Source organism: Nonomuraea sp. NPDC049624 (genome assembly GCF_040675255.1).
Classification (GTDB): Bacteria; Actinomycetota; Actinomycetes; order Streptosporangiales; family Streptosporangiaceae; genus Nonomuraea.
Map to the genome: position 1 here is coordinate 755,241 of NZ_JBFAOR010000003.1, position 25,928 is coordinate 781,168.

General features: G+C 72.7%; 26 protein-coding genes. 15 read left to right on the forward strand and 11 right to left on the reverse strand.

Features of this window, described 5'->3' with window-relative positions; genetic code table 11:
• The first annotated feature begins 230 nt into the window (after positions 1-230).
• Positions 231-1,706, forward strand: a complete 1,476-nt coding sequence (locus AB0J76_RS14820; RefSeq protein WP_352324200.1) for an alpha/beta fold hydrolase — start codon at positions 231-233, stop codon at positions 1,704-1,706.
• A gap of 220 nt (positions 1,707-1,926) precedes the next feature.
• Here the strand turns inward: AB0J76_RS14820 and AB0J76_RS14825 are convergent, their stop codons facing one another.
• A complete protein-coding gene (locus tag AB0J76_RS14825; RefSeq protein WP_352324201.1) occupies positions 1,927-2,493 on the reverse strand; it encodes a histidine phosphatase family protein in 567 nt (188 codons plus the stop codon).
• A gap of 346 nt (positions 2,494-2,839) precedes the next feature.
• Between AB0J76_RS14825 and AB0J76_RS14830 the strand changes: the two genes are divergently transcribed.
• Positions 2,840-3,592 carry a peptidylprolyl isomerase gene (locus AB0J76_RS14830; RefSeq protein ID WP_352324202.1) on the forward strand — a complete coding sequence of 251 codons (753 nt, stop codon included), beginning with the start codon at positions 2,840-2,842 and terminating at the stop codon, positions 3,590-3,592.
• Between the two features lie 146 nt (positions 3,593-3,738).
• Complete coding sequence (locus AB0J76_RS14835) at positions 3,739-4,494, forward strand: PASTA domain-containing protein (RefSeq protein ID WP_352324203.1); 756 nt, start codon at positions 3,739-3,741, stop codon at positions 4,492-4,494.
• Positions 4,495-4,728: 234 nt separating this feature from the next.
• Here AB0J76_RS14835 and AB0J76_RS14840 read toward each other — a convergent pair whose 3' ends face one another.
• Positions 4,729-5,091, reverse strand: coding sequence for a DUF1622 domain-containing protein (locus AB0J76_RS14840; protein WP_352324204.1), 363 nt, complete (start codon positions 5,089-5,091; stop codon positions 4,729-4,731).
• Between the two features lie 432 nt (positions 5,092-5,523).
• Positions 5,524-6,132, reverse strand: coding sequence for a TetR/AcrR family transcriptional regulator (locus AB0J76_RS14845; protein WP_352324206.1), 609 nt, complete (start codon positions 6,130-6,132; stop codon positions 5,524-5,526).
• 270 nt (positions 6,133-6,402) lie between these two features.
• Between AB0J76_RS14845 and AB0J76_RS14850 the strand changes: the two genes are divergently transcribed.
• Positions 6,403-6,765 carry an STAS domain-containing protein gene (locus AB0J76_RS14850; RefSeq protein WP_352324207.1) on the forward strand — a complete coding sequence of 121 codons (363 nt, stop codon included), beginning with the start codon at positions 6,403-6,405 and terminating at the stop codon, positions 6,763-6,765.
• 54 nt (positions 6,766-6,819) lie between these two features.
• Here AB0J76_RS14850 and AB0J76_RS14855 read toward each other — a convergent pair whose 3' ends face one another.
• A complete protein-coding gene (locus tag AB0J76_RS14855) occupies positions 6,820-7,200 on the reverse strand; it encodes an STAS domain-containing protein (protein WP_352324208.1) in 381 nt (126 codons plus the stop codon).
• A gap of 343 nt (positions 7,201-7,543) precedes the next feature.
• Between AB0J76_RS14855 and AB0J76_RS14860 the strand changes: the two genes are divergently transcribed.
• From AB0J76_RS14860 to AB0J76_RS14870, 3 genes are all read left to right on the forward strand, one after another.
• Positions 7,544-7,990: an ATP-binding protein gene (locus tag AB0J76_RS14860; RefSeq protein WP_352324209.1), complete on the forward strand. Its 447-nt coding sequence runs from the start codon at positions 7,544-7,546 to the stop codon at positions 7,988-7,990.
• A gap of 156 nt (positions 7,991-8,146) precedes the next feature.
• Positions 8,147-9,013: an SDR family oxidoreductase gene (locus AB0J76_RS14865; protein ID WP_352324211.1), complete on the forward strand. Its 867-nt coding sequence runs from the start codon at positions 8,147-8,149 to the stop codon at positions 9,011-9,013.
• 77 nt (positions 9,014-9,090) lie between these two features.
• Positions 9,091-11,319: a SpoIIE family protein phosphatase gene (locus AB0J76_RS14870; RefSeq protein WP_352324212.1), complete on the forward strand. Its 2,229-nt coding sequence runs from the start codon at positions 9,091-9,093 to the stop codon at positions 11,317-11,319.
• Between the two features lie 198 nt (positions 11,320-11,517).
• Here AB0J76_RS14870 and AB0J76_RS14875 read toward each other — a convergent pair whose 3' ends face one another.
• The gene (locus tag AB0J76_RS14875; RefSeq protein WP_352330333.1) at positions 11,518-12,228 is read right to left on the reverse strand and encodes an NAD(P)-binding domain-containing protein; all 711 of its coding nucleotides are present in this window, start codon (positions 12,226-12,228) and stop codon (positions 11,518-11,520) included.
• Positions 12,229-12,545: 317 nt separating this feature from the next.
• Here AB0J76_RS14875 and AB0J76_RS14880 point away from each other — a divergent pair, with 317 nt between their 5' ends.
• A complete protein-coding gene (locus AB0J76_RS14880) occupies positions 12,546-13,061 on the forward strand; it encodes a carboxymuconolactone decarboxylase family protein (RefSeq protein ID WP_352330335.1) in 516 nt (171 codons plus the stop codon).
• Positions 13,062-13,085: 24 nt separating this feature from the next.
• Here AB0J76_RS14880 and AB0J76_RS14885 read toward each other — a convergent pair whose 3' ends face one another.
• Entirely contained in the window at positions 13,086-13,478 is a 393-nt protein-coding gene (locus tag AB0J76_RS14885; protein WP_352330337.1) for a nuclear transport factor 2 family protein, read from the reverse strand.
• 139 nt (positions 13,479-13,617) lie between these two features.
• Here AB0J76_RS14885 and AB0J76_RS14890 point away from each other — a divergent pair, with 139 nt between their 5' ends.
• Both AB0J76_RS14890 and AB0J76_RS14895 read left to right on the forward strand, forming a co-directional pair.
• A complete protein-coding gene (locus AB0J76_RS14890) occupies positions 13,618-14,190 on the forward strand; it encodes a carboxymuconolactone decarboxylase family protein (RefSeq protein ID WP_352330339.1) in 573 nt (190 codons plus the stop codon).
• Positions 14,190-15,725, forward strand: a complete 1,536-nt coding sequence (locus tag AB0J76_RS14895; protein ID WP_352330341.1) for an NAD(P)-binding domain-containing protein — start codon at positions 14,190-14,192, stop codon at positions 15,723-15,725. The genes AB0J76_RS14890 and AB0J76_RS14895 overlap by 1 nt, the downstream gene beginning before the upstream one ends.
• Positions 15,726-15,784: 59 nt before the next feature.
• Here the strand turns inward: AB0J76_RS14895 and AB0J76_RS14900 are convergent, their stop codons facing one another.
• Positions 15,785-16,927 carry a glutamate--cysteine ligase gene (locus AB0J76_RS14900; protein WP_364389645.1) on the reverse strand — a complete coding sequence of 381 codons (1,143 nt, stop codon included), beginning with the start codon at positions 16,925-16,927 and terminating at the stop codon, positions 15,785-15,787.
• Positions 16,928-17,122: 195 nt separating this feature from the next.
• On the opposite strand from AB0J76_RS14900, the gene AB0J76_RS14905 reads away from it, so the two are divergent.
• On the forward strand, positions 17,123-18,394 hold the full coding sequence (locus tag AB0J76_RS14905; RefSeq protein ID WP_352330495.1) for a cytochrome P450: 1,272 nt from the start codon (positions 17,123-17,125) through the stop codon (positions 18,392-18,394).
• 25 nt (positions 18,395-18,419) lie between these two features.
• Here AB0J76_RS14905 and AB0J76_RS14910 read toward each other — a convergent pair whose 3' ends face one another.
• A complete protein-coding gene (locus AB0J76_RS14910) occupies positions 18,420-19,271 on the reverse strand; it encodes a DUF72 domain-containing protein (protein WP_352330493.1) in 852 nt (283 codons plus the stop codon).
• A 78-nt stretch (positions 19,272-19,349) separates the two neighbouring features.
• Between AB0J76_RS14910 and AB0J76_RS14915 the strand changes: the two genes are divergently transcribed.
• The gene (locus tag AB0J76_RS14915; RefSeq protein WP_364389647.1) at positions 19,350-20,207 is read left to right on the forward strand and encodes an NAD(+)/NADH kinase; all 858 of its coding nucleotides are present in this window, start codon (positions 19,350-19,352) and stop codon (positions 20,205-20,207) included.
• Positions 20,208-20,213: 6 nt separating this feature from the next.
• Here the strand turns inward: AB0J76_RS14915 and AB0J76_RS14920 are convergent, their stop codons facing one another.
• Entirely contained in the window at positions 20,214-21,557 is a 1,344-nt protein-coding gene (locus AB0J76_RS14920; RefSeq protein ID WP_364389649.1) for a YibE/F family protein, read from the reverse strand.
• 70 nt (positions 21,558-21,627) lie between these two features.
• Here AB0J76_RS14920 and AB0J76_RS14925 point away from each other — a divergent pair, with 70 nt between their 5' ends.
• Together AB0J76_RS14925 and AB0J76_RS14930 are read left to right on the forward strand one after the other, a co-directional pair.
• Complete coding sequence (locus tag AB0J76_RS14925) at positions 21,628-22,341, forward strand: DUF72 domain-containing protein (protein WP_352328871.1); 714 nt, start codon at positions 21,628-21,630, stop codon at positions 22,339-22,341.
• A complete protein-coding gene (locus AB0J76_RS14930; RefSeq protein WP_352328873.1) occupies positions 22,341-23,309 on the forward strand; it encodes a magnesium transporter CorA family protein in 969 nt (322 codons plus the stop codon). The genes AB0J76_RS14925 and AB0J76_RS14930 overlap by 1 nt, the downstream gene beginning before the upstream one ends.
• A gap of 17 nt (positions 23,310-23,326) precedes the next feature.
• Here AB0J76_RS14930 and AB0J76_RS14935 read toward each other — a convergent pair whose 3' ends face one another.
• Complete coding sequence (locus tag AB0J76_RS14935) at positions 23,327-23,929, reverse strand: His/Gly/Thr/Pro-type tRNA ligase C-terminal domain-containing protein (RefSeq protein ID WP_352328874.1); 603 nt, start codon at positions 23,927-23,929, stop codon at positions 23,327-23,329.
• Positions 23,930-24,492: 563 nt separating this feature from the next.
• Here AB0J76_RS14935 and AB0J76_RS14940 point away from each other — a divergent pair.
• The gene (locus tag AB0J76_RS14940; RefSeq protein WP_352328875.1) at positions 24,493-25,467 is read left to right on the forward strand and encodes a LuxR C-terminal-related transcriptional regulator; all 975 of its coding nucleotides are present in this window, start codon (positions 24,493-24,495) and stop codon (positions 25,465-25,467) included.
• Here AB0J76_RS14940 and AB0J76_RS14945 read toward each other — a convergent pair.
• Positions 25,421-25,921, reverse strand: coding sequence for an ATP-binding protein (locus AB0J76_RS14945; protein ID WP_352328877.1), 501 nt, complete (start codon positions 25,919-25,921; stop codon positions 25,421-25,423). The genes AB0J76_RS14940 and AB0J76_RS14945 overlap by 47 nt on opposite strands.
• Positions 25,922-25,928: the final 7 nt, after the last annotated feature.

The following is a 25,928-nucleotide window of genomic DNA, read 5'->3' on the forward strand; positions in this document are numbered from 1 at the left end:
CGGCAGGCTAGCGCAGCCGTACCCGCCGAGCCCGCGGTGCTGCCGGCCCATGCGAACGCGTACGACGCCTTCCCCAGTGACACGGGTTCAGATCGTGCAGTGACACGAGCTTCAGATCGTGCGGGACACCCGTCAGACCACGGTCTGACAACCCGTGGTAGGACTTCCCCGCTCCAAGACCAGCCCCTGGTCCGACGCGCTCCCGAACCCCGCGCCGCAATCATGACCGCATGCTGAAACCTCTCGCCACGATCCTTGCCGCCCTGCTGGCGATCACGGGCCAACCCGCCATAGCCACCGCCACCGCCACCCCCAGCGCCGAGACCCGACCCGGCAGCGAGAGCACAGTCCGTCCCTCCTCGGTCACTCCGTCCGTCGTGACCGCCGGATCCTCACTGACCTGGCAGCCCTGCCCCAACGACAAGATCGGCATGGAGTGCGCCGACCTCCAGGTCCCGGTCGACTGGCACAAGCCCGACGACCGCAAGATCACACTGAAGCTGGGCAGGCTGAAGGCGACCGGCGCCTCCGAAGGGTCGGTCCTGGTTGCCTACGGCGGCCCAGGAGGCCCCGGCATCGCCACCACCGCAGCCGTCCCCGACTGGTGGGCCCGGCTGCGCGAGCGCATGGACATCGTCACCTGGGACACCCGCGGCTACGGCGAGCAGTTCGGCGGCCTGAGCACGGGCCTCGCGTGCGTCTGGACCCGCATCCCCATCCCGGAAGCCCCGCGTGACGACGCCGGCTTCGGCCGCCTGTCCGACACCAACCGCGGCTTCGCCGAGGCATGCCGCCACCCGGACCCCCAGCTGTTCGCCAACATGAGCTCGGCCGACCAGGCCAGAGACATGGAGGCGATCAGAAAGGCCCTGGGCGGCGCGAAGCTCAACTACTACGGCGCCTCCTACGCGGGCTTCTACGGCCAAGACTATGCCCACCTCTTTCCCGACCAGATCCGCACGATGGTCCTCGACGGCACCTGGAACCACAGCCCCGCCGACTGGTCGCGCGAACTGGAGGAGATGGCGAAGTCCAACGAGCAGTCCATGCGGCGCTTCTTCACCTGGTGCGCCGTCCACGACTGCCAAGACATACCCGGCCTCTGGCACAACCTGACCGAACGAGCCCGCCGCAAGCCCATCCCCACCACGACGGCCAACATGGCCTACAACGCCCGCGACCTGCAGTCCCTCGCCCTCTTCATGGCCCGCCAAGGAGCCCCCGCCTGGCCCGCCCTGGCACGCGCGATCCGCAAGGCGGCCGGCCAGGGCGACGCCTCCGACTTCGTCCCGGCCCGTGGGGCCCGCTACCCCGACCAGACCACCCCCGTCACCGAATGCCTCGACTGGCCGCGTCCCACGACCCTCAAGGAACTGGCCGGCACCGACGCCCGCCTCCGCAAGATCGCCCCTCTCACCGGCACCGCCAACACGCTGGCCTCGGCGACCCTCACCTGCATCGGCTGGCCCGCCCCGGTCACCAACCCACCCGCTCCCCTCCCGAAGGGCGTGCCTCCCGTCCTGGGAGCAGGCGCCTGGGGCGAGTCGGACGCGGTCGAACGTGCCCTGGCCGCCGTCCCCGGCAGCGTCACCATCCGCCACGACGGCCCCGGTCACACCCTCTACGGCTTCAACCCTTGTGCCCGCGACCTGATGAACCGCTACTTCACCGACCTGACCCTGCCGCCGCCGAACACCCAGTGCTGACCACCTCGACCCGGCCGACGGGCAGCCATCCGGGCGGACGAGAACGTCTTCGTCCCACGCTTCAATCGACCCGATTTCGGCTTCCGAGCACGAAGAGCCCGAGCACGAGAAGCCAGAGCACGAATAGCCAGAGCACGAGAAGCCCGAGCGCGAGAAGCCCGCGCGCGTAAGGAAGGACCGGACCTTGCTGGGCCAGTACGTCAGCCGCAGTCGGCGATCCTCAACTCGGCCGGATGGGGCTCTGCGGCGCCCGGTGGAACTCGACACTCACGAACCGACCGTCGGCGAAGCCCAGGCGCGCACCGTCGCAGTGCGCGAACGGCGTCCCCCAGGAGTCGTGCGAAGCGTCCGGAAAGCACGCCGCCAACGCCAGCTCGATCGCCCCTCCGTGCCCGACCAGGAGCGCCGAGCAGCCCTCCGCGACGTCGCGGACCGTGTCCACCCAGATCGCTCGGTGGGTCTCGGCCACGGTCGCCGTGTCCTGGCCCTCCCGGATGATCTCCGCGAGCCGCCGGTAGGGCTCGGTCCAGCCCCACTGCGCGTGCCGAGCGATTTCTCCCGGCACATAACCCGACGGCATCTCCACGGTGTAGTCGACGGCGAAACCCATCGCAACAGCGGTCTCGACGGCCCGAGGAGACGAACTGGTGACCACGCGCTCGTAGGGGCCGACCCCGGAGCCGATGAAGCGGGCGAGGGCGATGCCGTCGGCCGACAGGTGTGATCCGCGGCCACGTGCCGCGCCCTTCTTGGTCAGGCTGTGTCGGCGCACGTCGAGCCAGCGCACTTGGCGTCCTCCTGCAACGGTGTTCCGGTGGGCAAGGGCAGAGACGCGTGCGGCCACCGGATCACCCGAGCGGTGTGGTGACGATCAACGATCATGTGGCGGCCGCAGGCCACAGCGTAGCCGTGCCCGTCCGAGCAACGACGGCGAAGGGCGAAGGGGGAGGCGGTGAGGGGGAGCTGTCACGCCGGCCTCGGCAGTGCCCTCGACGTGCCGACCAGGGGTGGACCTCGGCTGCCGCGGAAGTCGTGCAAGGGGGGCCGACCACGTGCGGCCACGGTCTTGACTGGGCGGGTCAGATCGACTAGACCACAGGAAGCCCGGCGATCATCACGCAGTGGAGGACACGATGTCCGGCAGAGCGTTGGTACGACTCGCGGCCCGCGCCGCGTTATCCGCAGTCACGACGGGCGCGCTGGTCGCGGCCGCCGCGATGCCGGCCTCCGCGACGGTCCTGGACCGGCCGCCGCGGACGACCAAGGGGCCGTGCGCGTACACCGAGACCCCCGACGACCCGGCCGTGCGCAAGGTGCCGCTGCCGCCGGACCCGCGGCACACCCCCACCCGCCCGGTCTCGGCGGTGCTCAGGACCAACCACGGCGACATCGGGCTCACCCTCGACCCGGCCAAGGCGCCGTGCACCGTGCAGAGCTTCGTGCACCTGATCCGTCATCGTTTCTACGACGTCACCTCCTGCCACCGGCTCACCGCGTACGACCGGCTGAAGGTGCTGCAGTGCGGCGACCCCAGCTTCACCGGCGAGGGCGGCCCCGGCTACCGGTACAAGGACGAACTGCCCACCGACCTGCCGCCGTGGCCCGGCGACCCGACCGGGGTGCGCAAGACGTACGCGCGGGGCGTGCTGGCCATGGCAAACGCCGGGCCCGCCACCAACGGCAGCCAGTTCTTCCTGGTCTACGGCGACTCGGGCCTGGCGCCCAACTACACGGTGTTCGGCACGGTCGACGCCGCCGGGCTCGCCGCGCTCGACCGTATCGCCGCCGGCGGCATCCAGCCGGAGCCCGACGGGCCCACGCCGCCCGTGGACGGCAAGCCCGTCCTGCCGGTCGACATCCGGGACGCCCGGGTCTGCCGGAAGTAGGCGTCACTCCCGCTCCAGCGCCGCCCCCGTCCTCGATGCCAGTGGAAGGGCTCCCGTCTCGCCTGCCGGTGGAACGGGGGCGGCACGGTCTGGAACGCCCTCAGGGCGAGGGCTCCGACCGAGGAGCCGGGAGCAGGGAGAGACACATGAACCTGAGACGCGCGTTCGGCACGGTGGCGGGGCTGGCGCTGGCCGCCGCGGGGATGGTGGGGCTGAGCGGGCCCGCGTGGGCGGCGCTGCCCTTCGTCACCCCGACCACCTGTACGTTCCAGACGTTCAACACCGGGAACTACCTGACGGCGGTGGGCGGCGGGGGCCGTACGACCGATGTGATCCACAGCGACGCGACCGTGGCCCGCTCGTGGGAACGCTTCACCCTCGTGGACGCCGGCGACGGCGTGCACGTCGGCATCAGGACGCTGACCGGCAACTACCTCACCGCCGTGAACGGCGGCGGCCTGCAGACCGACGTCATCCACTCCAACGCCACGCTCCTGCAGGCGTGGGAGAAGTTCGCGCTGGTACGCCAGGGCGGCGACGGCTTCGCCATCCAGACGGTCGACGGCCACTTCCTGACCGCCGTGGGCGGCGGCAACCGCACCACCGACGTGGTGCACAGCGACGCGACCCAGGTGCGGTCGTGGGAGCTGTTCCGGGTGCAGTGCAACCTCACCACCGTGCCCAACGTGCAGGGCTTCGATGACGGCAGCGCGCGGAACTCCATCACCGGGGCGGGCCTCACGGTCGGCGGGGTCACGTTCGACAACACCTGCGTCGACGTTCGCGGGACCGTGTTGTTCAGCAGCCCGGGTGCGGGGGCGACCGTGCCGCGCGGTTCGATGGTGAACCTCACCGAGTCCAGCGGGGTGGACCGCAACGGGCGGCCCTGCATCTTCAGATGACAGCGGCGGTCCGGCCGCCCGGGGCGATCTCGCCTCCTCGGGCGGCCGGACGCCTTTGCAGCGGACGGCCGCTTCGCTCCGGATCGGGCGTTCTTTCGAGGCTGGCGACTTCGAGCGAGGTGGCCGACTTCGTGGGATTTGTCGCGGTCGGGCGGGTCGGGGGCCGGCTGGCTGGGCGGGTCCGGCGGGGCCGGCGGGTCGGGCGGGTCGGGGGGCCGGGCCGGTCGGGCGGGTTCAGCCGGGGGTGTCGGTGCTGCGCCGTGGCTGCCAGGGCAGGCGGTTCTCCAGCTCGACCTCCAGCGAGAAGCTGAGGAAGGTCCGTACGAGCACGATGAGCGCGAGCACGCCGACGCTCACGAACGTCGGCGCCACCGCGACCGTACGGATGATGTCTCCCGCGACCAGGAATTCCAGGCCGAGCAGGATCGCCCGTCCGAGGCCCTGGCGGTAGGCGCGGTAGACGTCGTGCGGGGCCTGTCGCTCGCGTAGCCGCAGCACGAAGGACACGGTGGCCGTCAGGGCGCCCAGCACGATGATCGCCACGCCTGCGAGGTCGACAGCCTGGCCGATCGCCTCCACGATCCGCGCGAAGTCCATGACCACCCTCTTTGTCCCGCCCTCAGCAAGGATCAGCGCCCCACGCCCCACAGACCGCCCCGACACGCCGCTCCAGCCCGCCTCTTTGCCAGGCCACCACACAGGGACTCGAGCGGGGAGGGGGGCGGGCTTTGCGTTAGAGCCACGCGACCAGACGTGGGGCGGGAGGCCGTGTGTCGTTGGACGGGCGCGAACGTCGGGCGGGAGGCCGTGCGCGATCGGAGGGTAAGGGGCGGGGCTTCGGGGGAGGGGGCGGGCCTCGGGCGGGGCTTTGTGCGCGATCGGAGGGCAGAGGTCGGCCGGGGATGGGGGTGTGCGCGACTCGGGGTGTCGACGGTGCAGTTTCCCGCCGGGGCGGGGCTTGGGGAGGAGGTTGGGCCGTCCAGATGGGGTCTGGACGGCGGGGGGCTTCGTGGATGGCGGAGGGTGAGGTCAGTTCGTGGGGGGAGGGGGGGTGGGTGGGAGGGAGTCGAGCCAGTCGGTCAGGCGGGTGCCCTGGCGGGTCATGATCTCGGGGTCGCGCAAGGCGTTGGCCAGCAGCGACATCCCCTGGTACGCGCCGACGAAGGTGAGCGCGAGATCGTCGGCGTCCGGCCGGCCGAGGTCGCGGAACTGGCGTTCCGACCAGTCGAGGAGCAGCCGTATGACCCGGCCCGCCTCGACGTCGAGCCCGCCCTCCGCACGTTTGTCCAGCTCGACGGCGAGTGTGCCGGTGGGGCAGCCGTAGCGGGCGGCGCTGTCCCGCTGGCTCACCCAGGCGTCCACCATGGCCTTGAGGCGGGCGCGCGGGTCGGGGAGCCGGTCGAGTTCGGCGGTGAGCTCGGTCAGGTGCCCGGCGTGCTCGGACAGCGCGGCCAGGACGAGTTCGTCCTTGGTCTTGAAGTAGTAGTACACGTTTCCCACGGGCACGTCGGCGGCCTCGGCGATGTCGGCGATGGTCGTCCGCTCGACGCCCTGCTCGTGCAGGACGCGGGCGGCGGCGGCCATCAGCCTGCGCCGCTTGTCGGCCCCCCGGGCCCGTGTCCTCGTTGAGTCAGTCACCCAACTGACTATACGTCGGAGACAGCGCTTCCACGCACCGATCGCCGCCGCGCGGCGCGGCGGGTGGTGTGAGGACGCGGCGAAGGCGCACCGCCTGAGGCGGCATGCTGGAAGGCGGCCACCCGGATGGTGGCGGGTGAGCCACATCGTGCTTACCCGGGGCGCGGGGAAGAGCAAGCCTGCCGCTGAGGGGTAGGAGCGGGCGATGTCCGATGTCGCCGCCGATGTGCCGGATGTGGACAGGGGTGGCGCTGAGCTCGGGATCCCCTCATGACAGAGTTAGCGATCAACGTCCAGCGTCTGCCGGGCTGCCACGTGGTGCACCTCGACGGCGAGCTCGACCGCCTGACCCGCATGCCGCTGGCCCGTACGCTCGCGGAGCTTCTGGAGGCCGAGCGTCCGAAGATCGTGATCGATGCCACCGACCTGACCTTCTGCGACTCGTGCGGCCTCTGGGCCCTCATCGTCGGCCAGCGGCAGGCCGAGCAGCGCGGCGGCACCGTCCGGCTGGTCGGGGTGCACGGGCCCCTGGCCCGTCTGCTGGACATCACCCGTCTGTCGCGCCTGTTCCCCTCGGACGACGGTCCGGCCGAGGCCGCGAGCTGGGCCAGGCCGCGCGGCTGGCCGTCCTGACCCCGGACGGACGGTGAGGGCGGCGGCACCGCCCCTCAGGGCCAGGGGATCAGGTCAGGACGGCGGGGAGGGGGCCGGGTCCGGGCCGTGCGGATGGGACGCGTTGATCATCCGGTACAGCTGATCCTCCGGCCCCAGCCGCCAGCCGAGCAGTTCCAGCAGCTCGCGTACCGTCGGCGAGGCGTTCTGGAGCACCAGCCTGCGCGGCGGCGGCAGGTTGGCGGCCGTGCTGATGATCAGCCGCAGCCCGCCGGCGTCGATGAAGGTAAGCTCGGACAGGTCCAGATGGACGTCGGTCTCGCCGATGCGTAACGCCCACGCCAGCGCTCGGGCCAGCGCGGGCCGTCCATGGTGGTCGATCTCGCCGCGTACGCGCAGGCCGAAGGGGTGCACCATGGGCAGCACATCGGCAGGGTCGCCGGTCTGGTCGGTCATTTGAAATCACACCAATGCGGTCGTCCAGGGCAGAGCCGAGCCGCGCCACGTTCCCTAGCGAGGGAAGGTGCGGGCGCCCCTGACAGATCGCCGAAAACAAGAGGGCCCGGCGCGCCGCGCGTCCATACAGCGTCGGCACATCGGGCAGAGGGAGAGGCAGATGTCGGGCGATCAACCCTTTCCGCCAGGCATTGCCCAGGTCACCACGGCTTCGGCCGCCGGTGAACTGGACAGGTGCGCCCGTGGCGCGCCCGGCTCGGCTCGTTTACTCGGTCGCCTTTCTCCCTGCCCTCGATCGAGCGCTTTACGCCGCCGTAACCCCCGTACCCGGTAGGGGCAAGCCATGCAAGCACCCTTCCACCTGCGGTGCACCATCACCAACAATCTCGCGCTCACCCGCGATCTGGTGCGCGTCTACGCCACCCACGCGGGGCTGTCCGGCGCGCGGCTCGACCACCTGGTGCTCGCCGTCAACGAGGCCGCCGCGAACGTCCTGGAGCACGGTGGCGGTCGCGGCACGGTGACGGCCTACACCGACGCCGCCGTCCTCACGGTCGACGTCTGCGACACGGCCGGACGCCTTCGGGCCGAGCATCTGGCCGACGCCCGGCTCACGCGTCCCTCGCCGTCGGGGCGGCGCCTCGGCCTGTGGCTGATCCACCGTCTGTGCGACGAGGTCGGCATCGACCATCCGCAAGGAGGCAGCAGGCTGCGGCTGCGCATGCGTCTGCCCCTTGCCACCCACCTGCGTCCCTGGCAGGGCGGCGACTCCTCACCCGCGGCCAGCTAGCCACGGTGCTCCGCCCGCCCGTCTCTGCTCTCAGGCGGTTGGTGAGCCGTCCTGATGAGCGGTGAGCCGCCGGTGAGGACGCGGTGAGCCGCCCCCGCCACTGTTGACCTGTCTCCGCGACCGCGGAGCAGAGGCCACACACGTGGGGAGCGGACAATGGGCATGCTGACCGGCAAGACGGCGCTGGTGACGGGCGGTTCCCGGGGCATCGGCCGGGCGGTGTCGCTGCGGCTGGCCGCCGAGGGCGCGCTGGTGGCCGTGCACTACGGCGGCGACGACGAGGCGGCCAAGCAGACCGTCACCCTGATCGAGGAGGCCGGGGGCCGGGCGTTCGCCGTGCGGGCCCGCTTCGGCGCGAAGTCCCAGAAAAGTGCGGAGAGCGCGGAGAGCGCGGAGGGCGCGGAGGGCGCCAAGGTGGCGGCGGGCGTCAAGGGGGCGGAGGGAGACGACGGGGGCGTCGAGGGGGCGGTGGAGCGGTTGTTCGAGGGGCTGGCCGACGGGTTGGCCGGGCGTGGCCTGGACATTCTGGTCAACAACGCCGGCATCGCCTCGACCGCCCCGATCGCGCACCTGACCCCGGCGGAGTTCGAGCGGGTGATGACGATCAACGTCACCACCCCGTTCTTCGTGATCCGGCGCGCGCTGCCGCTGCTGAACGACGGCGGCCGCATCATCAACATGGGCTCGACGGCCAGCCGGTTCGCCGTCACCACGCAGATCGGCTACACGATCAGCAAGGCGGCGCTGGCGGCGATGGCCCCGACGCTCGCCAACGAGCTGGGACGGCGCGGCATCACCGTGAACACGGTCGCGCCCGGAGCCGTACGGACCGACATGACCGCGGGTTACACCTCGATCCCCGAGGTGGTGGCCGCGCTGGAGTCGATCACCGCGCTCGGCCGGCTCGGCGAGCCCGAGGATGTTGCCGACGTGGTCGGCTTCCTGGCCGGTCCGGCGGGCCGGTGGGTGACCGGCCAGACCATCGACGTCTCCGGTGGCACGTACCTCGGGCCGCTCGCCTGACGGAGCCTTGGAACACTTTGCCCATCCATTACGGACAGTGCATATTCCCGTACAAGGAGCTTGCATAGCCTGATTTCATGGGTGATATCCCCCACGCGCCACCACCACCTCCCGGCCCGGCCGACGGCGATGACGGCCGGGCCCACGACGGCGGCCCGACGAGCGACGGCGGCCCGACGAGCGACGGCGGCCCGGCGAGCGACGGCGGCCCGGCGAGCGACGGCGGCTCGGGGGGCGACGCGCACGTCGACAGGCTGCTGCTCGGCGCGGCCACCAGCACGCGGGCGCACGTGTGCGTGCTCTTCGTCCTGGCCGAGGACGGGCGCGTGCTGATGATGGACGCCGAGTCAGGGCTTCCCGAGCCCTTCTCGCGCTCATGGGTCCTGATCAGGTCCACCGACCAGTCACCGGTCGCGGTGGCGGTGCGGCAGCGGCGGCTGGTGTGGGTGCCCGACCGGGAGGCCATGGCCCGCGAGTTCCCGCTCGTGGCGCTCGCCTTCCCGTACGGGTTCGCGCTGGCCGTCGCGCCCCTGGTCGACCGCGACGGCGAGGTGCGCGGGGCGATGATGCTGCTCTGGCCGCCCGCCCCGGCCCGCCGTCCCACCCGGCGCCAGCTCGACGTCCTGACCGCCACCTGCGCCGACCTGGCGGAGATCGTGCCGAAGGGGAACCGGCCGGTGCCGCCGGGGCACCAGCCGCGGGTGCTGACCAGGGAGCCGCCCGGCGACGACGACCTCCTGCTGACCTGCCTCAACCGGCTGCCCGAGGGCTACTGCATGCTCGACGTCGAGGGGCGGCTCACCCTGGTCACCGCGCCCGCCGAGGAGCTGCTGCAGGCCGAGGCGGGCGAGCTGACCGGCAAGCGTCCCTGGGACGCCCTGCCCTGGCTGGGCGAGCCCGCCTACGAGGACCGCTACCGCGCCGCGGTCGTCAGCCAGGAGGTCACCTACTTCACCACCCGCAACCCGGGCGGCCAGTGGCTGGCCTTCCACCTCTATCCGGGCCTGGCCGGCGTCACCATGCGGGTCACGCCGAGCACGATGGCCCGCGACCCGCGTCCGGTCATGCCCGACCAGCTCGTCGCCGCCGACCGGCCGCCGCGCCTGGTCGCGTTGCACGAGATGCTGCACCTGGCCACCACCCTGGCGCGGGCCGTCACGGCCCAGGAAGTGATCAACCTGGTCGCCGACCACGTGATGCCCGCCTACCACGTGCAGGCCCTGGCCATCCTCACCTCCAGGGGCGGGCGCATGCAGGTGGCCGCCTCGCGCGGGTACAGCGAGAAGGCGATCGAGGAGTACGACGGCCAGCCCCTGCTGCACCTGCCGCCCGGCCACCCCCTGGCCGCCGGCGCGCCGGCGTTCTTCGGCACCTGGGCCGAGCTGCGCGCGACGTACCCGGAGGCGATCAGGTCGGACGACATGTCGGCCTGGGCGTTCCTGCCGCTGACGGCCGGCGGGCGGACGGCGGGCATGTGCATCCTGGCCTACGACCGTCCCCATCGCTTCACCACCGACGAGCGGGCCAGCCTGACGGCGCTCAGCGGGCTCATCGCCCAGGCGTTCGAGCGCGCCCGGCTCTACGACGTCAAGCACCAGTTCGCCCAGTCGCTGCAGTCGAGCCTGCTGCCGCGCACCCTGCCCGGCGTCCCCGGGCTGGAGGTGGTCGCCCGCTACCTGCCCGCCACGCCCGGCATGGACATCGGCGGCGACTTCTACGACCTGATCCGGCTGGAGGAGAAGGTGGCCGCCGCCGTGATCGGCGACGTCCAGGGGCATGACGTCACCGCCGCCGCGCTGATGGGCCAGGTGCGTACGGCCATTCACGCCCACGCGAGCGCGGGCGCCAACCCCGGCGAGGTGCTCGCGCACACCAACCGCCTGCTCAACGAGCTGGCCCCGGACCGGTTCACGAGCTGCCTGTACATCAGCGTCGACCTGGGGCGGAGCACGGCGTGCGTGGCCAGCGCGGGCCACCTGCCGGCGCTGCTGCGCCGGCCCGGCGAGCCCGCCCAGGTGGTGGAGCCCGCCCCCGGCCTGCTGCTCGGCATCGAACCCGGCACCGAGTACGCCACCACCCAGCTCGCCCTGCCGCCCGGCTCGGTGCTGGCCCTCTACACCGACGGGCTCATCGAGGTCCCCGGACAGGACCTCGGCGAGGCCATCGGCCGCCTGGCCGCCCGGTTCGCCCCGGCGCCGGACCAGCCGCTCGCCGACGTGGCCGAGGACATGATCGCGGCCGCTGCGGCCGTCGAGCACCGCGCCGACGACATCGCCATGCTCCTCCTGCGCACCGGCCCGGCCTGAGCAGCACCGGCCCGGCCTGAGCAGCGCCGGCCCGGCCTGAGCAGCGCCGGCCCGGCCTGAGCAGCGCCGGCCCGGCCTGAGCAGCGCCGGCCCGGCCTGAGCAGCGCCGACCGGGCCCGAGAGCTGCGCCGACCGGGCCCGAGAGCTGCGCCGGTCGCGGTCAGACATGCCGGTGGCGGTCCGGCATGTCGGTGGCGGTCAGGCGCGCCACTCGGGGGTGCGTTCCTGGCGGGCCTGGGCCAGGGCCTCCCTGACGCCCGCGGCGTCCTTGTCGGTGGTGTAGACGGGGCTGCCGGGCTGCTGCCGCCACGACTCGTCGAGGCCACCGGCGTCCACGGGGTCGAAGCCGAGAGCGTCCACCAGGCCCATCACGATCTTCTTGCCGCGCTCGTCGTCGGCGGCCACGGGCAGGGCGATGCGCCCGGGGGTGCCGGAAGGGCGGCCGCCGTGGGCGAGGTGGTCGGCGAAGATGTTGTTGAACGCCTTCACCACCGGATGGCCGAGCTGCTGCTCGACCCACCGGCTCTCCGGCATGCCGGCCTCGATCTCGTCGATCCGGCCGTCGCGCTGGGGGTAGTAGTTGCCGGTGTCCACGACGGTCAGACCGCCGGTGACGTCGTCGAACAGGTCGTCGGGCAGCTCGGGCACCTTGCCCTGGGGGATCGTGACCACGACCAGGTCGGCTCCCTGGGGCGCCTCCTCGACGGTCACCGGCGTCGCCCCGGTCTCGCCGGCCAGGTCGGTGAGCGTCTGGGGGCCCCGGGAGTTGGCCACCGCCACCTCGTGGCCCAGCTCGGTCAGGCGCCGGGTGAGCGTGCCGCCGATGTTCCCCGCGCCGATGATGCCGATCTTCATGCTCCGCCCCCGGTTGTGCGCCTCAGCTACTGCTCGCCAGGATATCGTCACCACGCGTTATCGCTGGTCGGGGGCCATGTCGGCGCGCCGGAGCAGCGCCGGACCGGATTCCGGGCGGAGGGTTCCGACGGCGCAGCTGGCATCAAGTGGTCACCGGCACGCAACTTCCTGGCCGTTCTCCGGCGGAATCTCCGCGCGACGAACCCGCACACTGGATGCCATAGGCAGGCAAACGGACGTTGGAGGGCCGAATGGGAAATTCAGCATTACGTTCCGTCTCACGCGACGCTGAGCGGCGTGAATTCGTCAATCACGCGGGCGGGACGCGTCCGCATATCCAGCTGGTGTCCGACGAGCCGGGGATTCGGGGGTTGTTCCGTTATCGTCCCGAGGCGGCCGAACCGCTGACCCTGCTCTCCGAAGTGCTGCTGTGCGGGGACAGCCCGCTGACCCGGGGCGAGCGCGAGCTGATCGCCGCGTACGTGTCGTCGCTCAACCGGTGCCGCTTCTGCTTCCACACCCACGCGGCCTTCGCCGCCGTCCGCGTGCCGGACGGCATGACGCTGGTCGACGAGACCTGTGCCGACCCGACGGCGGCCCCGCTGTCCGGCAAGCTCAAGGCCCTGCTGGCCATCGCCGGGGCGGTGCAGCGCGGCGGACGGGAGGTCACCGACGAGCACGTGCGCGCGGCCAGGGCCGAGGGCGCCACGGACCTGGAGATCCACGACACGGTGCTGATCGCGGCGGCCTTCTGCATGTACAACCGGTACGTGGACGGCCTGGCCACGCTGGCCACCGACGACCCCGCCCACTATGCCGACAGGGCCCGTCTGACCAGCGGATACGTGAAGGTGTGGAACGACGAGGCGCTGGACGAGGCCGGCTGAGCGGCCCCGTCCGGCGGGGCGTGATCAGCCGAAGAACTCGTCCACCGAATAGGGGTCGAGCGGGAAGCTCCAGCGCTCGCTGATCTTCCCGTCGGTGATCCGGAACAGCTGCATGCCGCGGTCGTCGAGCGAGCGGCCGTCGCGCTCACCGCGGATGCGAAGGACGGCGGCGACCTGGTCGCCGCCGACGAGGTAGGACTCCGGCTCCAGGCGCAGCGTGCCGGTGGTGGACTTCAGCAGCTCGGCCAGGTAGCCGAGCACGGCTTCCTTGCCGGAGTAGTCGCGGGCCATCGGTCCGCGACCGGGGACGTGGAAGATCACGTCGTCGGCGAGCAGCCGGCGAAGGTCCTCCAGGTCGCCCTTGGCAATGGCGTCGTAGGTGTTGCCGGCAACGGTGATGTGGGGATGCTCATCCATGACGACCGCCAGTCACAAACGGGGTTTAGGTGGCGTCCGTGACATTACGCGCGTCAGTTGCAGGAGACAAGAAGGAGGCGCATTTAACGAGATCTTGCGCAATTGGCGAGAGTGTGCAGACTAGGAGAAAACCGCATCGATGGGAGCTTGCGTGCCCCATATTGCCCTCGATTCCGATGAACCAGGAATCCGCGGACTTTTCCAGTTCAGCCCTGAGACAGCCGCCCCAATGAACGCGCTGGCCGAGGTTCTCCTGCGTGGCGACAGCACACTGAGCCGCGGCGAGCGGGAGCTGATCGCGGCCTACGTGTCGGGGCTCAACGAGTGCCGGTTCTGCACGGCCTCGCACGCCGCGTTCGCCGCCGCCCAGCTCCCCGAGGGCATGACGCTGGTGGACCAGGTCCGCGCCGACCCCGGCACGGCGCCCGTCACGCCCAAGCTCCGCGCCCTGCTCGCCATCGCCGCCGCCGTGCAGCGCAGCGGCAGGGACGTCACCGACAAGCTGGTGGCCGCGGCCCGGGCGGAGGGGGCCACCGACAAGGAGCTGCACCACACCGTGCTGATCGCGGCCGCGTTCTGCATGTTCAACCGGTACGTCGACGGCCTGGGCACCCACGCCCCCGACGACCCCGCCCGGTACGAACTGGCCGCGCAGCGCATCCTGACGCACGGCTACACGACCGTCCCACCGGCGGCGGGACAGCAGGACTGATGGACGCGGAACACCACCGGTTCGTGATCATCGGTGCGGGACCCGGCGGGCTGCAGCTCAGCTACTTCCTGCAGCGCGCCGGGGCCGACTACGTCACCCTGGAACGCGAGGACGCGCCCGGCGGCTTCTTCCGCGCCTACCCGCGCCACCGCCGGCTCATCTCGCTGAACAAGGTGCACACCGGCGAGAAGGAGCGCGAGATCCAGCTCCGCTGGGACTGGAACTCCCTGCTCAACGACGAGCCCGACCTGATGTTCCCGAACTACTCGCGCGAGTACTTCCCGCACGCCGACGACCTGGTCCGCTACCTCGCCGACTTCCAGCGCGTCCACGGGCTGCGGGTGCGGTACTCGACGGCCGTCGAGCGCGTCGAGAAGGACGGCGCGGGCTTCGTCGTCCACACCGGTGACCGGGTTCTCCGCGCCGACTGCCTGATCGTCGCCACCGGCTGGGGCGGCCCGCACGTCCCCGACATCCCGGGCATCGAGCTGGCCACCGGCTACGAGGACGTCCCCGTCAACGGCGAGGACTTCGCCGACCAGCGCGTCCTGGTCATCGGCAAGGGCAACTCGGCGTTCGAGACCGCGCAGGCGCTGCTCCCGTACGCCGCGGTCATCCACCTGGCCAGCCCCAGCCCCGTCCGCCTGGCCTGGACGAGCAAGCACCCCGGCCACGTCCGCGGCCAGTACGGCGCCTTCCTGGACAGCTACTGGTTCAAGACCCTGCACGGCGTCCTGGAGTGCACCGTCGACCGCCTCTGGCGCGAGGGCGGCGGGATCAGGGCCGCGATCACCTACACGCTCGCCGACGGCGAGCAGGCGCTGCTCGACTACGACGCCGTCCTGCGCTGCACCGGCTTCACCATGGACACCGGCCTGTTCGGCGACTCCTGCCGGCCCGCGCTGACCCCCGGCGGACGGATGCCGGCGATCCGCCCCGACTTCCAGTCGGCCGACGTCGACGGCCTGTACTTCGCCGGCACCCTCATGCAGGCCCGCGACTTCAAACGGGCCTCCTCGGCGTTCATCGACGGCTTCCGCTACAACCTGCGCTCCCTGACCGCCCTGCTGCTCGAACGCTACGAGGGCCGGCCGCTGCCGGTCCGCGAGCTGCCCGCCGACGCCGACGTGCTCACCGGGTCGATGCTCGACCGGGTCAACCACAGCTCGGCGCTGTGGACCCAGTTCGAGTACCTGTCCGACGCGTACGTGCTCGGCCCGGACGGCGTCGTGCGCCACTACGAGGACCTGCCGGAGGACTACGCCCGCGAGCGCTTCGCCGCCGCCGGGCTGTGCCTCACGCTGACCCTGCGGTGGGGGCCGCGCGACCGCGCCGACGTGTTCGCCATCCAGCGCCACCCCACCCCCGAGCGGGCCGACGAGTGCGCCTTCCTGCATCCCGTCGTCCGGGCCTGGCGGCACGGCGAGCCGGTCGCCGAGCAGCACCTCCTGGAGGACCTCCAGGCCCGCTGGCGCGACCCCGTACGCCACGTCGAGCCGCTGCGCGCGTTCCTGGCCGACCGGCTTGAGTCGTAGGAACCGGCCGGCTTCAGCCGTAGGAGCCGACCGGCTTCAGCCGTAGGAGCCGACCGGCTTCAGTCGTTGGAGGCGAAGCGGGCCACGAGATCGTCGACCACGTCGGCGAGCGCCCCGCGCCGGGCGTGCGCGGCCCGCTGGCGCTCGGCGCCCCCGCCGTTCTCGCGCAGCAGCCGCCACCCCTCCGCGGCCGCCTCCAGGTCGCCGGCCGCGGCCAGCGCGGGCCCGACGTGCTCCAGCAGCCGCGCCACCAGCTCGGCGACCGGCCGCGCCGCCCCCGTGAACGGATCGACGCCGGACCCGCCCAGCCCGTCCCTGGCGGCCCGCCAGTAGGCCACCCGCAGCAGCTCGGCGGGCACCTCGGGGCCGGGATCGCCGTCCCGCACCCGGTGCAGCGACGTGGTGACCAGCGCCCGGACCACCAGCGCGAGGAACACCGACTCGCGCGTGGAGGCGGGCACGTCGGCCACGCGCACCTCCACCGTGGGCAGCCGGGCCGACGGGCGCACGTCCCAGAACAGCGTCCCCGGGTCGACCAGCGCGCCGCTGCCGGTCAGCGCCGCGACCGTGCGCTCGAAGTGCTCCAGCGACCCGAAGTACGGCGGCGGCCCGGCCACCGGCCACTTGCCCCAGGCCAGCACCCGCCAGCCCGCGTAACCGGTGTCGCGGCCGGCCCAGAACGGGGAGTTGGCCATGAGCGCGAGCAGCACCGGCAGCCAGGGGCGCACGTGGTTGCAGACCAGCACGGCCTGCTCCCGGTCGGGCACGTGGATGTGCACGTGACCGGCGCAGATGGCCTGCTCGTCGTGCAGGGCGCGGTAGTTGTCGATGCCGACGCCGTAGCGGGGGTGCTCCGTGATCGGCGGCGGGACGACGTCGCCGATCACCGGCGTGCCGGAGGCGACCACCGCCAGCCCCTCGGCGCGCGCGGCGGCGGCCACGACCTCGCGCATCCGCCGCAGCTCCGCCGCCAGCTCGGCCCGGCTCGCGCAGGGCGTCGTCTTGGCCTCCACCTGGAACTGCGTGATCTCCGTGCAGACCCGGTCGCCCAGCCCGGCCGCGGCGCGGTCGACGACGGCCGCCGCGCCGGGGGCCACGGCGCGGGTGGCGGGATCGACCACCAGGTACTCCTCCTCGACGCCCATCAGGCGGGCGGTCACGCCGCCGGAGGACTGCCGTAACGACTCGGCGGTAGCCGTCATGTGCGCTCCACTCCACTGCTCGACTCGACTGCGGGGACACCGCGGGCACACCGCGGGGGACACGCGGGGGCACCGCGGGGACGCTGCCATCCGATCTTGCCCTGCCGGGGGCCGCCGCGGGCCGAATGGCGCACTCGCCCCGGGGGAATGGCTCTTCTGGCCGCATCACCCCCGCATCCAGAGGAGGGCCCGCCCGTGACCGCGACCATGTCCGTGGAGGAGGCCGGGCACGTGTTCGCCACGCCCGCCGCGTACGCCGACGAGACCCGGCTGCACGAGGCCCTGGCGCTGCTGCGCCGCGAGTCACCGGTGCACCGCGTGGAGGTGCCCGGCTACAACCCCTTCTGGGCCGTCACCCGGCACGCCGACCTGCTGGAGATCGAGCGGAACAACGCCCTGTGGCTGAGCGCGCCGCGCCCGGTGCTGCGCAGCGCGGAGATCGACGCCCGGCTGGCCGAGCAGCGGGCGCGCGGCACCGGCCTGAAGACGCTCGTCCACATGGACGACCCCGAGCACCGCGTCGTGCGCGCGGTCGCCGCCGACTGGTTCCGGCCCAGGGCCATGCGCGCCCTGGAGGTGCGCGTCCGCGACCTGGCCCGCCGCTACGTCGACCGCATGACCGCCCACGGCGGCTCCTGCGACTTCGCCCGCCAGGTCGCCGTGCACTATCCGCTCTACGTCATCCTGTCGCTGCTGGGCCTGCCCGAGTCGGACTTCCCGCGCATGTTGCGGCTCACCCAGGAGCTGTTCGGCCAGGACGACAACGACAACCGGCGCGGCGGCACCGCCCAGGACCACACCGCCGTGCTGGCCGACCTGCTGGGCTACTTCCGCGAGCTGACCGCCGCGCGCCGGGCCAGGCCCACCGGCGACCTCGCCTCGGAGATCGCCAACGCCCGCGTGGACGGCCGCCCGCTGAGCGACCTGGACGCCGCCTCCTACTACGTCATCATCGCCACCGCCGGGCACGACACCACCAGCTCCACCATCGCCGGCGGCCTGGAGGCGCTCATCCGGCACCCCGGCGAGCTGCGGCGGCTGCGCCGGGACCCCGGGCTGCTGCCGCTGGCGGCCGAGGAGATGATCCGGTGGGTGAGCCCGGTGAAGGAGTTCATGCGCACCGCGGCCGCCGACACCGCCGTACGCGGCACGCCGGTCAGGCGGGGGGAGTCGGTGCTGCTGTCGTACCCGTCGGCCAACCGGGACGAGGAGGTGTTCGCCGAGCCGTTCCGCTTCGACGCCGGCCGCGACCCCAACCGGCACCTGGCCTTCGGCTCCGGCGTGCACTTCTGCCTCGGGGCCGCGCTGGCCCGCATGGAGATCCGGGCGCTGTTCGCCGAGCTGCTGCCCCGGCTGGAGAGCGTGGAGTTCGACGGCGAGCCCGCCTGGGTGGCCACCACGTTCGTGGGCGGCATCAAGCACCTGCCGATCCGCTACACGCTGCGCGACCGGCCGGCCGGGGCGTGAGCCCGCCCGCGCGCCCGGCGGCCGGTCAGAACAGCGTGGGGGGCTCGGCCGGCATCGGCTCGGGCAGCGGGCGCAGCCCCGGCACCCGGGCGCGCACCTCGTCGTGGAAGCGGCGGGCGAGCATCGGCGCGTCGGCGTTGTCGGGCGTGTGGACGAACACGGTGGGGGAGCGGCCCTCGCGCAGCCACCCGGCGACCGTGTCCACCCACTCCCGCCAGCCCTCGACCGTGGCCTCGACGGAGTCGCGGCCCAGGTAGCGGACGATCGGATGGCCGGTGAGCGCGCGGGTCCGGCGCGGCACGCGCGGTTTCTTCGTCCACGCGTCGCGTTCGGCGTCGCTGGTCGGCGGGGTGCGGAACAGCGTCACCGTGTCGAAGGGCACCCATTCGGCGCCGGCGGCGGCCAGCACCCGTTCGAGCTGGCCGGCCTGGCGGGCGTCGTCGAAGAAGGCGCGGTGGCGGACCTCCACGGCGTAGCGGTGGGAGCGGGGCAGGCGGCGCAGGAAGGCCGCCAGCGTGCCGAGGTCGGCGGGGCCGAAGCCGGGCGGCAACTGCACCCACAGGGCGTGCGCGCGCGGCCCGAGCGGCTCGACGGCGTCGAGGAAGGCGTGCAGCTCCTGCTCGGCGCCAGTCAGGCGGTGGTGGTGGGTGATGGCCTTGGGCAGCTTGACGACGAACCGGAAGTCGGGGTCGAGCTGCCGGGCCCACGACTCCACCGTGGCGCGGGCGGGGGTGGCGTAGAACGTGGTGTTGCCCTCGACCGCGTCGCACCAGGTGGCGTAGGCGCGCAGGCGCTCTCCCGGCGGGAGCGGATGGGGCAGGAAACGTCCGTTCCACGGTGTGTGCGTCCACATCGCGCATCCCACATGAAGCCGCATGCCTCCGACGTTAGCGGAGCCGCCGGACGCCCGGGGCCGCCGCAGATGTCCGGGAACGCCACCGTTTAGGCTGGTCGCATGGGCATGGTCGGGACGGTCGGGCTGGTACTGCATCCCCAGCGCGACTCCAAGAAGGCGATCGACACCATCCTGCGCTGGGCCGCGGACAAGGGGGCGACCGTCCTCGGGCTGCCCGAGGAGGTCGGGCGCATCGACTGCAGCGCGGTGCCGGTCGACGCGGTCGCCCTGGTCGAGCGGGCCGATCTGCTGGTGGGGCTCGGCGGCGACGGCACGATGTTGCGGACCATGCGGCTGCTGGCCGGCCGGCCCACGCCCATCCTGGGGGTGAACCTGGGCAAGCTCGGCTTCCTGGCCGAGATCGACGTGGACGAGCTGGCCGGCACGCTGTCGGCCATCGACCGCCACGAATACACGATCGAGCCGCGGATGGCCATCAGGAGCGTGGTCGCCGGGGTCCCGGTGACGGCGTTCAACGACATCGCGCTGGTCCGCATCCCCGGCGAGGGGCTGGCCGGGGTGTCGGTCACCCCGTCGGGCAGCCCGTTCGTGAGCCTGTCCGCGGACGCGGTGATCGTGGCCACCTCCACCGGCTCCACCGCCTACAGCTTCTCGGCCGGCGGGCCGATCGTCTCGCCCCGCGTGGAGGCCGTCCTGGTGGTGCCCGCGGCCGCCCACTCCTCCTTCAACCGGGCCCTGGTGCTGCCCGCCGACGAGGAGGTGACGCTGGAGGTGCTGCCCGCGAGCGGCAGGCTCGCCGTCGAGGTGGACGGACGGGTGGTCGGCCACCTGTGCCCCGGCGACACCGTCACGGTCACCGCCTGGCCGGGGGCGGCGAAGGTGGTCCGCGTCGGCACCACCTTCTACGAGCGCGCCCGCCGCAAGCTGCGGGTGGACGGCAGCGCCGAGGTCGGCTGACCCCGCTCAGCGGCGGTGCCGCGCGGGCCTGGTGAGCGGCCCGCCGGCCCGCACGGGCCTGGTGGACGGCTCGCCCTCCGGCGCCTGCGCGGGCCGCGCGCCGCGGGCGACTACCAGCGCCGACAGCGCGGTCGTGATCGGCACGGCGGCGATCAGCCCGAGCGTGCCCACGACGCTGCGGACGATCTCCTGGGTCACGACCGGCGTGGTCAGCACGTCGCCGAGCGGCTGCGCGCCGATGCTGAACAGCAGCAGCAGCGGCAGCGACGCCCCCGCGTACGCCAGGATGATCGTGTTGATCACGGAGGCGATGTGGGCCCGCCCGACGCGCCCCGCGGCCCGGTACAGGCGGGCGAAGCCGTAGGAGGGGTTGGCCGCGGCCAGCTCGCCCACCGTCACCGCCTGGGTGACGGTGACGTCGTCGAGCACGCCGAGCGCCCCGATGATGATGCTGGCCAGCAGCAGCCCCTCGGTGTCGATGGACAGGCTCATGCCCAGGGTCAGGGCGGTGTCGTCGGTGACGCCGTTGAGCCGGGCCAGGCCGATCGCCCCGTACGACAGCAGCCCGGTGAGCGCGAGGCTGGCCAGCGTGCCCAGCACGGCCATCGAGGTGGTCAGGGAGAAGCCGTGGGTGAGGTAGAGCACCGTCAGCATGATCGCGGCCGAACCGACGACGGCGACCAGCATCGGCGGCTCGCCCGCCAGGACGGCCGGGATGACGAACGTCAGCAACAGCCCGAACGTCACCGCCAGCCCCACCAGCGCCGTCACCCCGCGCCACCGCCCGAACGCGATGACCGCCAGCGCGAACGCGCCGCCCAGCAGCCACAACGTCGTCGACCGGTCGTGGTCGGAGAGCTGGTAGGCCCCGTCGGCGGCCCGCAGCAGCAGCACGTCGTCGCCCGCCGTGAACCGCTGCGCCCCCGGCCCGCCCGGCAGCCGCAGCGTGACGTCGCGGCCGGTGTCGGGCCCCGAGCCGACCCGTACGGTGGCGTTGCCGCAGGTGGCCGGGTCGGGCGCCGGCATGCCCTCCTGGACGGCCGGGCAGCGCCTGAGCGTGATCGAGGTGACCGTGCCCTCGACCCGTTCGACCGCGGGCCCCTCCCGCCCGTCCTGGCCGTCCGGCGCCGCCTGCGCCGCGGGCCAGAGCCACACCAGGCAGGCCAGCGTCGCCAGGGCCAGCGGCACCAGCACGGCCAGGCTCGCCACGACCGCGCCGCGCGACGGCGGCGCGGCGGGCCCGCCGTGGGAATGGCCGTGACCGTGACCATGGCCGTGACCGTGACCGTGACCGTGGGAGTGGCCGTGGGAGGGGCCGGCGGAATGGCCGTGGAACTGATCGGCGCCCATCGCGTGAAAGATCCTCCTCGGCTTCCTGGACTGCGACAGTAACGCACCCGGCGCGGGGTAGGAGCCGGGTGTGGCGACGCTGGTGGGCACCTCCGGATGGCAGTACAAGGACTGGCGCGGCGTGCTGTACCCCGAGGGGGTCCCGCAGCGGTTGTGGCTGGAGACGTACGCGGCCGAGTTCCCCACGGTCGAGAGCAACAACGCCTTCTACCGCCTGCCGTCGCCGGAGACGTTCGCCGCCTGGCGGGAGCGCACCCCCGACGGGTTCGTCATGGCGGTCAAGGCCAGCCGCTACCTCACCCACATCAAGCGGCTGACCGGGCCCGAGGAGCCGGTCGCCCGGCTGATGGCGGCCGCCGGGGCCCTCAAGGAGAAGCTGGGCCCGATCCTGCTGCAACTGCCGCCCACGCTGCGCGCCGACCCCGCCCTGCTCGACCGCTGCCTGGGCTGCTTCCCCGGCGGCGTGCGGGTGGCGGTGGAGCCGCGGCACGACTCCTGGTGGACCGGCGAGGTGCGCGAGGTGCTGCTCGCGCGGGGTGCCGCGCTGTGCTGGGCCGACCGCCTCGGACGGCCGCTGACGCCGCTGTGGCGCACCGCCGACTGGGGGTACGTGCGCCTGCACGAGGGCCTGGCCGCCCCCCGGCCCTCCTACGGCGCGGCGGCGCTGAAGAGCTGGGCGCGGAGGGCGGAGCAGGCCGGGTGGCGGGACGTCCACGTCTACTTCAACAACGATCCGGGGGGAGCGGCCGTGCGCGATGCCCGGCGATTTGCCACACTCGCCTGATGCGCACGCGTCTGTACAGGAACGGCGTCCTCGAGAAGGAGGGCTTCCCCGTCGAGGAGGTCTCCGACCACGTCGGCGACCCCGAGGCCGTCGTCTGGTTCGATCTGTGCTCGCCCACCCCCGAGCAGCTCAACCAGGTCGGCGAGGAGCTCGGCCTGCACGAACTGGCCGTCGAGGACGTCCTCAGCGACCACCAGCGCCCCAAGGTGGACGTCTACGACAACCACCTGTTCATCACCGTGTACGGCATCCACCTCGACGAGGGCCGCCTCGTCCCGGTCGAGGTGAACGCCTTCGTCACCCGCAACGCCCTGGTGACCGTGCGGGAGAACGCCTGCTTCGACATCGACGAGGTGGTCAGGCGCTGGGACGCGACCTCCCGCCTGGCCGCGCACGGCGTCGCCTTCCTGCTGCACGGCCTGCTCGACTACGTCGTGGACAGCCAGTTCGACCTGGTCCAGGACCTCGACGCGCGGGCCGAGGCCATGGAGGAGTCGCTGTTCGACGACGCGCCCCGCGACGGCAGGCAGCTCCAGCGCGCCATGTACGTGCTGCGCAAGGACACCGCCAGGCTCCGCAAGATCTCGATGCCGATGCGGGAGGTGCTCGGCACGCTGCTCCGCCGCGACCAGGAGATCGTCGCCGACCCGGTGATGGCCCCCTACTACGAGGACGTCTACGACCACGTCCAGCGCGTCGCCGAGTGGGTGGAGGCGATCCGCGACATGCTCGCCAACGTCCGCGAGACCCGCCTGGCCCAGCAGGGCTTCCGCCTCAACGAGATCATGAAGCGGGTGACGAGCTGGGCCGCCATCATCGCGGTGCCGACCGCCATCACCGGCTTCTACGGCCAGAACGTGCCCTATCCCGGCTCCGGGCAGATCTCGGGCTTCTGGGTGTCGTCGGTGCTGGTGGCGGTGGCGTCCGTGGTGCTGTACGCGGTCTTCAAGAAGAAGGACTGGCTCTGAACCCTGGCGACAGGCCGTCAGAAGCGCGGCCGGCAGTCCTCGGCCAGCCGCTCGACCGGCACCGGGCCCGCCTGGCGGCCGTCCCGCAGCCGGACGGCCGGCACGCCGTCCGAGACCTCGCGCGGCCCCACCACGAGCTGGTACGGCACCAGCCGGTGCGCCCGGATCCTGGCCCCGAGGCTGCCCCGGTCCGCGGGCGCCAGCTCGGCCCGCAGCCCGGCGGCCACCGCCCGCCGCAGCACGTCCTCCGCCGCCGGGAGCTCGGCGTCCGACAGCGGCAGCACGACCGCCTGCACGGGCGCCAGCCACGCAGGGAACGCGCCGCCATGCACCTCGATCAGGTGCGCGACCAGGCGCTCGATCCCGCCGACCACGCTGCGGTGCACTATGACGGGACGCCGCCCGCCCGCGTACGACAGGTCGAAGCGCTCGGGCTGGTACAGGTCCACCTGGACGGTCGACAGGGTGCTCTCGCGGCCCGCCGGGTCGGCGATCTGGATGTCGATCTTCGGGCCGTAGAAGGCGCCCTCGCCGCGTTCCTCGTCGTAGGCGCGGCCGCGTTCCTGTAGCACCTCGCGCAGCACGGCCTCCGAGCGCGCCCACATCGCGGGGTCGTCCACGAACTTGCCGCCCTCGCCGCGCTGCGCCCGCGCGAGCGGTAGATCAGCGCGTGGTGCGGGCAGAGGCCGGGCCGCAGCACGAACTCCTCGCCGCCCACGTTCATGGGCGGGAACATGTCCTCGGCGTAGTGCGCCCAGTGGCCGGAGCGTTCGTACAGCTCGCGTTTGCCGAGCACGGGGGAGTTGACGTGCACGTAGCCGTGGCGGCGTTCGAGCTCGTGGACGTAGTCCTCCACGGCCTTGCGCACGGCGGCCCCGGCGGGCAGCCAGTAGGGCAGCCCGGAGCCGATCAGCGGGTCGGTGCCGAAGATCAGCGGGTCGGTGCCGAAGATCTCCAGTTCGCGGCCGAGCCTGCGGTGGTCGTTCATGATCGTCCTTTGCGGTGAAAGGGCGAACGACCAGCTCCCGGGCGCCCGCCCGGGATGCATGGAATCAGCGCGCCGGGACCGTGTCCGGCGTCGTGGTGACGAGAGCGCGCTGCATGCTGCCACCGTAGCGCCGCGGCGGACGTGAAGAAAATCTTCAACAACCGGTCAAGGAATGGCAAATGATATAAAAGAGCCGTGGCTGAGATCACCTTGAGCGTCCGCCAGTTGCAGGCGTTCGCCGAGGTCGGCTACCAGGTCGCGGGCGGTGGCGGCGCGCACGCGGCGATGGCGGCGCTGCGCCAGGTGGTCCCGCTCGACGCCTACGAGTTCGTCGCCTTCGACCCCGCCACCGGCCGGCACCACAGCGTCGTCTCCGACGGCCACCGCCGCATCGACCGCGACGCCGCCGAGGAGTACGCCGCGCTCGACGCCTGCCGCGAGGCCATCGCCGGGCGGCGGCCGGTGCCCATGCCGCAGCCGGGCACCGAACGGTACTTCCGCCGCCACCTGGCCCCCTACGGATGGCGGGCCGGCCTGACCGCGCCGCTGTTCCTCGCCGACGGCGGCCGCTACACCGGCCTGCTGCACCTGGCCGCCAAGGACGCCTTCCCGCTGCTGGCCGGCGCCCTGGTCGCCGCCGTGAGCCCGATGCTCGCGCACGTCACCGACCTGACCCGGTGCGTGATCGACCCCGCCGGGCTGCCGCCCGACTTCCGCGCCGTCGCCTTCGACCGGCTCGGCGAGCGCCGCGCGGTGCCCGGCCACGAGGTCTCCCGCGAGCTGTGGGACGACCCCGCCATGGCGGCCTTCGCGCGCGCGTTCATCGACTCGCGCGAGCTGAGCCGGCGCGGCCTGTGGCTCGACGGCGGCGGCCGCTGGCACGAGGTGCGGCTGCTGCGGGCCGGCGTCGGCTACCAGGGATCGCTGCAGGGCGCGGTCGCCGCCGAACGGCCCTGCCCGCTGCCTTACGACCTGACCGGCCGCGAGGTCGACGTGCTCACCCGGGTCGCGGCCGGCGACTCCAACCCGCAGATCGCGGCCTGCCTGGTGCTGAGCGTGCGGACGGTGACCACCCATCTGGAGCACATCTTCGCCAAGCTGGGCTGCGACAGCCGGACCAGGCTCACCACGAAGGCGCTGGCCGAAGGGTTGTGCCGGCTCGACCTGTGACGCACGGCTCCTGCCCGCCGGGCACGCGGGCCTGCGTCAGCTCGAACCAGACGGTCGTCGAGCCCCCTTCGCGGACGAACCCCCAGCGGTGGCTGAGCGCCTCGATCAGCGGCAGCCCCCGGCCGCTGGTGGCCTGCGGAGCGGTCCGGCACACGCACGGCGGGCCGTCCGCGCCGCCGTCGGCCACGCACACCCGGACCGTGGTGTCCGAGCTGAGCACTGACACCGTGAACGAGCCGCCGTCCCCGGACCTTGAGTGCAGGATCGCGTTCGTGGCCAGCTCGCTGGTGAGCAGCACCACGTCGTCATGGAACGGATGATCGCGGCCGAGCGCGGCCGTCACGAGCCCCCTGGCCCGCGAGACCTGGGACGGAACCCCGGGAAGCCGCACCGCGAGGTCGCGGAACCCGGGCGTCTCACCCCCGTCGGCATGGTCTGAGTCCCTCGGCGCCACGGCGACC